Source organism: Paraburkholderia sp. CNPSo 3281 (assembly GCF_024206515.1).
Classification (GTDB): Bacteria; Pseudomonadota; Gammaproteobacteria; order Burkholderiales; family Burkholderiaceae; genus Paraburkholderia; species Paraburkholderia nodosa.
Genome location: NZ_JAMBPS010000071.1, coordinates 23,711 through 30,682, shown reverse-complemented (window position 1 = coordinate 30,682; position 6,972 = coordinate 23,711). Strand labels below are relative to the sequence as shown.

6 protein-coding genes and 2 pseudogenes are annotated in these 6,972 nt (G+C 61.1%); 5 read left to right on the top strand and 3 right to left on the bottom strand.

The genetic code is table 11. The annotated features are described in order from the left end of the window. A partial coding sequence (locus M3I56_RS36290; protein ID WP_375541854.1) for a helix-turn-helix domain-containing protein occupies positions 1–144 on the bottom strand: 144 nt, incomplete at its 3' end. Between the two features lie 567 nt (positions 145–711). Here M3I56_RS36290 and M3I56_RS36285 point away from each other — a divergent pair. From M3I56_RS36285 to M3I56_RS36265, 5 genes and pseudogenes are all read left to right on the top strand, one after another. Beyond that, positions 712–1,587, top strand: coding sequence for a hypothetical protein (locus tag M3I56_RS36285; protein WP_254358077.1), 876 nt, complete (start codon positions 712–714; stop codon positions 1,585–1,587). A 19-nt stretch (positions 1,588–1,606) separates the two neighbouring features. Next, positions 1,607–2,576 (top strand): annotated as a pseudogene (locus M3I56_RS36280) (hypothetical protein). A gap of 118 nt (positions 2,577–2,694) precedes the next feature. Then, positions 2,695–3,081: a hypothetical protein gene (locus M3I56_RS36275; protein ID WP_254358076.1), complete on the top strand. Its 387-nt coding sequence runs from the start codon at positions 2,695–2,697 to the stop codon at positions 3,079–3,081. Between the two features lie 340 nt (positions 3,082–3,421). Beyond that, positions 3,422–4,420: an ATP-binding protein gene (locus tag M3I56_RS36270; RefSeq protein ID WP_254358075.1), complete on the top strand. Its 999-nt coding sequence runs from the start codon at positions 3,422–3,424 to the stop codon at positions 4,418–4,420. A gap of 849 nt (positions 4,421–5,269) precedes the next feature. After that, the gene (locus M3I56_RS36265; protein ID WP_254358074.1) at positions 5,270–5,566 is read left to right on the top strand and encodes an H-NS histone family protein; all 297 of its coding nucleotides are present in this window, start codon (positions 5,270–5,272) and stop codon (positions 5,564–5,566) included. A gap of 626 nt (positions 5,567–6,192) precedes the next feature. Here M3I56_RS36265 and M3I56_RS36260 read toward each other — a convergent pair. Next, positions 6,193–6,307 (bottom strand): annotated as a pseudogene (locus tag M3I56_RS36260) (IS5/IS1182 family transposase); the annotation flags it as partial. Continuing rightward, positions 6,301–6,933, bottom strand: coding sequence for a TetR/AcrR family transcriptional regulator (locus M3I56_RS36255; RefSeq protein ID WP_254358073.1), 633 nt, complete (start codon positions 6,931–6,933; stop codon positions 6,301–6,303). The pseudogene M3I56_RS36260 and the gene M3I56_RS36255, both read right to left, overlap by 7 nt. Positions 6,934–6,972: the final 39 nt, after the last annotated feature.

The following is a 6,972-nucleotide window of genomic DNA, read 5'->3' as shown; positions in this document are numbered from 1 at the left end:
GGCCAGACCCGCCGGGCCTTCGTCGCGATGGCGTTCAAGCCATTTGTAGCCGGTCTGGCGGCTGATGTTGAAACGCCGGCACAGCTCACTGAAGGGCAGGCTCTGTGCGGCTGCCAGACTGACGAATTCCTGTCTGAGGCTCATGGTGTCTTTTACATTCCAGGGCATGGATGGATTCGGGCGTTGGGTTGCCCAAAAGTGTCAACCATGTCCCCATACACCTGTCAATCATGTCTCCGGTCTGTACAGGACCTCAAAGCTCCAGGCGTCGAATGAGATGGATTGCGGGATACGAGCGAGGGCCGGCGGGAAGCGCCATACACGCAGCAGGCGTCGCGGTTAAGGTGGTACTGGCGGATGTCAGTTCAGCTGTGTTCCTGCAAGCGGATGGTTTGAAACGGGCGATCCATCTGGACCCTCCGGCTACACGTCTGCATCGGGAAGCGTCAATGTGGCATCCACGCCTGGAAAGTAGAATTCCTTGCCCTTTCGAAAAGTTTCGCGACTTCGGAGGTTCGATCGACAGGCAGTGGAACTTATGGGCATGGGGTCGGTAGCAGTGGCGCACTTGCTGCCCCGCTGCTACCGACCCTGCCACGCCAGTGCGCGATCATCGAGTCGGTCGACGAGGAGGGCCACATCTTTCGCGATGTGGTGAAATGGGCTAGCCTCGGTCCCTTGACCGGTCAGCTCATTGGGGGTGAACTCGCCGTGGAACAACTCGACATTTTCGCCGACAGCCGCGACGTGATGTTGCGCAATGATGTGGTAGACGCGCTGCTGCGCCGGGACGCGGGTGCGGCGCGGGCCGCGTGGACGTGTCTTGGGGCGCACCACCCGGACGACAATACACTCCTGGCGTCTGGCACACTGGTGCTGGCGCTGGAGGCCGATTGCAGCTGGCCGTTTGCGGACCATGCCGAGCTGGCTGTTGCCCGGCGCGAGCTCACTGAAACCATTGCGGCGGCTGCGCAGCGCGTCCTGCCCCTGCCGTGTGTGCAGGCGTGGCTCGCCCCCTGCTGGTGTGCGCTGGCCGAACGGTCTGCAAAACTCCCCTTTTGCGCAGGCGCTGCAGATGACTGCGCCGCACCGCTATGGCTGTGCGCCGGCGATTGGCGCAAGGCACGACAGGCGGCCGAACAGATTCCGTCCTGGTGGCGCATTCCCGCTCCACTCGAGTGGACGGCCGAGGCGCGTTACCGGTTAGAAGGGCTCGACGTCGCGTGGCCGCTGTTGGCGGAGCTGGCGTGGCTCGCGCCGGCGCGATTCGTGGCGATGATCGGTCGGCTTGGCGATCGTGTGCTTGATGCGTTGAGGCGGCGGTTTGATGCGGAATTCGCCGGGACCGGTGGCGCGGCCGATTTTGCGTGGTTCCCCGCCTGGCTGCTTACAGTCAAGCCAGGGCTCGCGGACCGGCTGCGCGAAGCGCGGCTCTCGCGGTACGTCGATGCGGAGCGGGCAACGTCATTGCTGCGGCAAATCCTGAGCCTTGAGCGCCAGGGGCGTCAGCACGATCTTGTTGAGCGTCGCGCGGCGTTACGTGGCCTGCATGCGGGCCTGTATGCTGCCTACATGAAGACGCGCTGATATCGCGCCCCCTGACATCATGGCACGTACGACTTCTTGCAAATGGACCTTCGCCTCCCGGTTTCGCCGTGGGGCTTTTGGCTGGAAATCGGCCCTGCCGATCCAGCGTCTGAAGGAAGCCGTCACAGAAATTCGCCAGGTCGCCCGCAGGGAGCGAGCTCTCGCGGCCGAGGGGGCCGTGTCACTGCTCGAAAAACTGTCGCCCGCACTCGAACAGGTGGACAGTTCATCGGGGGCGCTCGGCACGGCAGTGAACCGGGTGATCGACGCACTGGTTCCGGTCATCGCCGGCGCCGATGCGACCGCCGACACGCGGGAGCAATGGCTCGAGCGTCTCTTCGATGCGTTGCAGAATGACTCGATGCCGTATCTGCAACACCTCGGCGAGCGTTGGGATGAACTGTGTGCCACGCCTGAGATTGCCTACGTGCCCAGGCGTGTGAGGCGATCCTGCTGTCCTCGGGTATGAAAGGCGAGGCATATCTGCGCTATGCGATCGAGGCCAATCAAGGCCCTACGCATGTCGCAACTTTCCGCGCCATCGCAAAAAATACCCGGACCGTGCAGCGGCAGACATCCTCCGCGATCTGGTTGCCTGCAGTCCAGGTGCCGAGGGGAAGTGGTTCGCCGCTGCCAAGGAAGCCGGATTGCTCGATCTGGCGGCATCGCTTGCGTTTCGCAGCCCCACCGATCCGCGAACCCTGACACGGGCTGCACGCGATTTCATCGGGCAGGCGCCGGCATTTGCGGTGACCTGCGGTACGGCGGCGCTGCACTGGATGAGCTCTGGCTACGGATATGAAATCACGGCCAGCGATGTGCTCGACGCCTACGGCGCGCTGGCCAATGCGGCGCTTGCTACCGGCATGAAACGGGACGAGCTGAATGGACGTCTGCGGGACCAGTTTGCGTCGAGCCCCGGGAATACGTTCGTCGCAGCCGTACTCGCGCATCACGTGGCGGCAGGATGTCGCAGTGCATCTAACTGACAACTTCTTCACCGCCTGTGCTCCTGCGTACTTGCCAGCGGGTCACCGGGCTGCAGCCGTCGACCCGTACGGAGAAACACGACGCGATCGCAGACCGCATTTTTTTACAATGAGCAGAATGATGGAAGCGTACAACCCCGAGCGCGAGTCTGAGCCCGAATCATGGCTCAATCTTGATGAGCAGGAGCGAATTGCTCTCGTCGAAACCTGGCATCGCGGAGCCCGGATCAAGCTTCCCAACGCCAGGTTACATGCCACGCTACACGTGATCGTCGAAAACCAGCTTGCATTGAGGCTCGACCCCGTGGTCCGGGCGATGCACCGCCTCAGGAAAGAGGGGCTTACACGACACGATGCAATCCACGCGATCGGCTCGGTTGTCGCAGAGCATCTGTTTGACATATTGAAGGCGAATCAGGACGACGGTGCGGCTACTTCGCAGGCGCGATACTACGCGGCGGTGGAACGATTGACTGCAGCGGCCTGGCGCGGAGTTCACGACTGATGCGGACACGACCGAAGCGCTTCACCCCCGGTTTGAAGCGAGGTAGCGTATCAGGCTGAGCCACGCTCATATCCAGATGACTCGCGCACCGGGAATGAACGTAGGGGCGCCGGCAGGCAGGGGATCGTCGTCGTTACCGGACACTTCTCGTTTGCGCTGGGCATCCCGCTGCAGTATCATCCGGTATCATTGAATTTGAAACTAGTCACTATCAATGATACCGCTTGAAACCTTGCAGCCGGACCCCTGGCATTTTCCCCGGCCAGACCTCGCTGCAGCCTATCTCCAGGCTTTTGATCTGAAGCTTTCGTCTGCTCGCGGGCTATTTGCGCGCCGGCGTATGGGAAAGACCGAATTTCTCCGCCGGGACCTGCTGCCAGCCGCGGCCGGGAGAAACTACCTCGTGGCGTATACGAATCTTTGGGACAAACGTTCCGCGCCGGATGAAGCCCTGGTCAGCGCGCTTGCGGAAGCACTCGAACCCCAAGGTGTGAGAGCGGTGCTCGCAAAACTCGGTAGTCCGGTGAGGAAGCTGAAGGCGACCGCCAGGATTGCGGGAGCGGAGGGTTCCCTCGAGGCCGAGCTGGGCGCGGCAGGCGACAGTGGAGTGGCACTTCGCGAGGTGCTCCGTCAACTCGACAAACAGAAACGGCCGCTGCTCCTTGTCATTGACGAGGCGCAGGTTCTCGCCCTTGCGGACCACAGCGACTTCGCGCATGCATTGCGCGCGGCACTCGACGTCCGCAAGGATCGCATCAAGGTGATCTTTGCCGGGAGTTCGGAGACGACGCTGCGTGAGATGTTTGGCCGGGCCTCCGAGCCGTTCTACAACTGGGCGGCGCTGGAGCCATTCCCATTGCTTGGCGAGGAATTCGTCGCGTTCACGGTGAAGCTGCTGAACAGCATGGCCCGTCACAGGCTGACATTGGAGCAGGGAATGCACGCGTTCGAGGAACTACATCGAACGCCCGAGTTCTTCAAGCGGTTCGTCGAGCGGTACATGCTCTACCAGCTCCAGGGCGACGAGGCGGCGCTCGCAAATACGAGGACGTCGGTATTTTCGGATGAGCACTTTCTGCGTCAGTGGACCGAGTTGAATCCCGCAGACCAGGCGGTCGTGACCATGCTCGCGCGTGGGGAAGGGGATATCCACGGTGCCGCGGGTCTGGCGCGGCTCACAGGGCTAACCGGAAAGCGGGCCACGAAGAACACGGCTGCTCATGCTTTACGCCGGCTCCAGTCTCACAATATCGTTACGAGACTAGCCATCGGTGAGTACCGCATCGAGGATGAAGCCTTCGCTGAGTGGGTGCGTCGCCGCAAGGGTACACGGACCTGAATCCGCGGGTTCGGTCGATGTATCGCATTGTCGGAGCTGGTGTAGCTCCCGCAATGCCAGTCCAGCATTGCCGATGTAGTGCAACCGGCTGTCAACCCGTCCATACATCGTACTCCCGTGTAAGCGGGAAGCGGGAGCGATTGCAGATCCCGTCAGCGGGGCCGCCATCAATCGGGACCCGCACTGCTGCTGATTGATGCCGCCGCTTCCAGGAGCGTGCCGGCGACTTCCGCGCCGTCGCCAGTTCGACGGCCAGCGTGACGCCTGGGTATCAGGCAACAGCCTGGAGCGTGGCAGCATGCCGATCTGCGTCCAGTTCGCGCCCGCCGTGCGCGGGTCGCTAACAGTTACGGGGCGTCCGTCACCGTTTTTTTTGACACTACCTGGCCGACTGTCAAATCGCTGTTCGTTGCCCCCATTGTTGTTGCCCATGAAATGCGACTAACGGTCCTCCGGCATTTCATCCCCAAACACGGGCAGGGGCGCAAAACCTCGCCTTCAGTCATGTGGGTACCGTGCCCGTGCGCATGGCTCGCCCAGCCGAAGTCGTATTGCTCTCTGACGTCTTGCTTGCCGCGCAGCGAGACGAACTTCTTGAGCGTCTGGCGCTTGCGCTCATACTCTACGTCGGCTTCAGTTCCTAAATCTGGCATCGGAGGGTGCCGCCTCGTGGAGGAAGGTTTTCGCACGAGGGCGCGTCGGCGTACGATTTCAGCCTCTCCGAACTATCGAATCCATCCATGAGCTTTAAAATATATGTCGTATTCCTGATTAATTTGACCATGAGATTTCTCGTGATTATCGAACCGATGCATACATCAAGCGCGAGATAGAACGGGCAGACGAATCGTGGCGACATTCAGGGAACTGAAGGCACAAATGGCCGCGTTCGAGGAGCAGGCGGCGGCCCGGGCGGGAGAATACGAAGAGGTGCTCGCTGACATCAGGGCCAAGGTTGCCGACTATGGGTTCACTGAGCGCGAAATCTTCGGACGTCGGCGAGGCGGGCGAACGACGTCCGCAGGGGGCGTCGTGCCGCCCAAGTATCGTGATCCGAAGACGGGTGCGACCTGGTCGGGCAGGGGGCGTGCGCCCCACTGGATCAAGGACGTGAAAAACCGCGACCGGTACCTGATTCGCGATTGACGTCGGGCGAAAGTCGTTGTCGTTGCTACTTCGAACCCACGCGGTCCGGCAGATGATAAGGCGATGCTCACGTAAGCACACTCCGTTATACGAAGCGGCAGTTTGTGAAGCGCCGAGCTTGCAAACATCATCAGATCCGCAGGCAGGCTCGCCGGACAAGGCGTTCTGAGCAATTTCGCCTATCGTGGTGCTGCTAGGAGCCGCCACCTTGATGTCCCTGATCGACCCGTTGCAGCCGGTCGAGCAGTCTCTGTCCTCAGGGTAGGTACCGGAGTGGAACGGTCATTCCGTGCCGTCGCCTGGGGGACAAGTCATCGGCCTCTGCGGACGCGTAGACCCGGGAGTTGGTGAGGCGGCTTACGCCGTGCAAGGATGACGTCTTGCTCCACCCACGAATTGCTCTCGAGCGTAAGTTTGATTTCTCTATAACCAATCAGCTTGTCGTTCACCAGATCGAAAGGAAGCGCCCGCAAGGTTAGGGATGGTGTTCAGAACTCGTTTTGCCGCACTGAGCCATCAACATAGGGCCGATGCGGTGGAAGCGGTGCGGCACCTGGCTCGAATGCAGCGCGAGGTTCGGCATAAGGAAGGCGCCGATTGCCTGCCCGCTCGGGCGGCTTTTGCGCTCATGCAGTGGACTCGCGCATCGGTCGTTCGCGCGTCATCCACATTGCTCAGAGCGAACAGCGTGTGCAACTGCTGCGGGTTCTTCATCAGGCCGTGACAGCGCAACTTTAGATGCCACCGTGCGCGGCGATGAACATGGCGACGGCCGACCGGCAATAGGATTCGATTTCGTTGTCGTCCTCTGCTCTCGCCTCATCGAAGCGTGCGATAAGCAGGAGATCGGATCCTTTGAAAAGCGCGGCAAACAAGCGGGCGGACCTGAGAGCATCGGGTACGTTCAGAATCGCTTTCGCGTGCAACTGACGCAACACGGCCTCGATTTGGGCGATGACATGGGCGGCCCCAGCTTCGTAATGGAGCTTGCTTAACGACTTTTGATTCGTCTTGTCGGCCAAAACCATGGCTTCGACACTGCGGACGTCGGGACTCAACAGCGTGCGAAGCAGGGATGATCCCACCGCCATGAGCTGATCTTCGGCCGAACCGTCGACGCCTTCAAAAAGGGCCTGTGGTGCAAACTGATGGCAGTGGGCCGCCATGGCCGCGCTGAACAGCGCCTCCTTGTTCTCGAAGTGCCGATAGATGCTTAGCTTGGATATCTTCGCCCGCTGGGCGACCTTGTCCATGGTCGTCGCTTGAAAACCCAATTCCACAAAGAGTTCGCTCGCGGCGTCGACTATCGTTTGGCGAAGCGCCTCGTTGGCGGGCCGGCCGCGCCGGCCCTGGCTGTTTTCGGTCACGACAATTCCAGTACTTGACAGTATTCAAATTCTTGCACT

Excerpts from the sequence above, each read along its gene's own strand:
- M3I56_RS36275 (WP_254358076.1), top strand. The coding sequence starts at position 2,695 with ATGATGGAAGCGTACAACCCCGAGCGCGAGTCTGAGCCCGAATCATGG.
- M3I56_RS36270 (WP_254358075.1), top strand. The coding sequence starts at position 3,422 with ATGGGAAAGACCGAATTTCTCCGCCGGGACCTGCTGCCAGCCGCGGCC.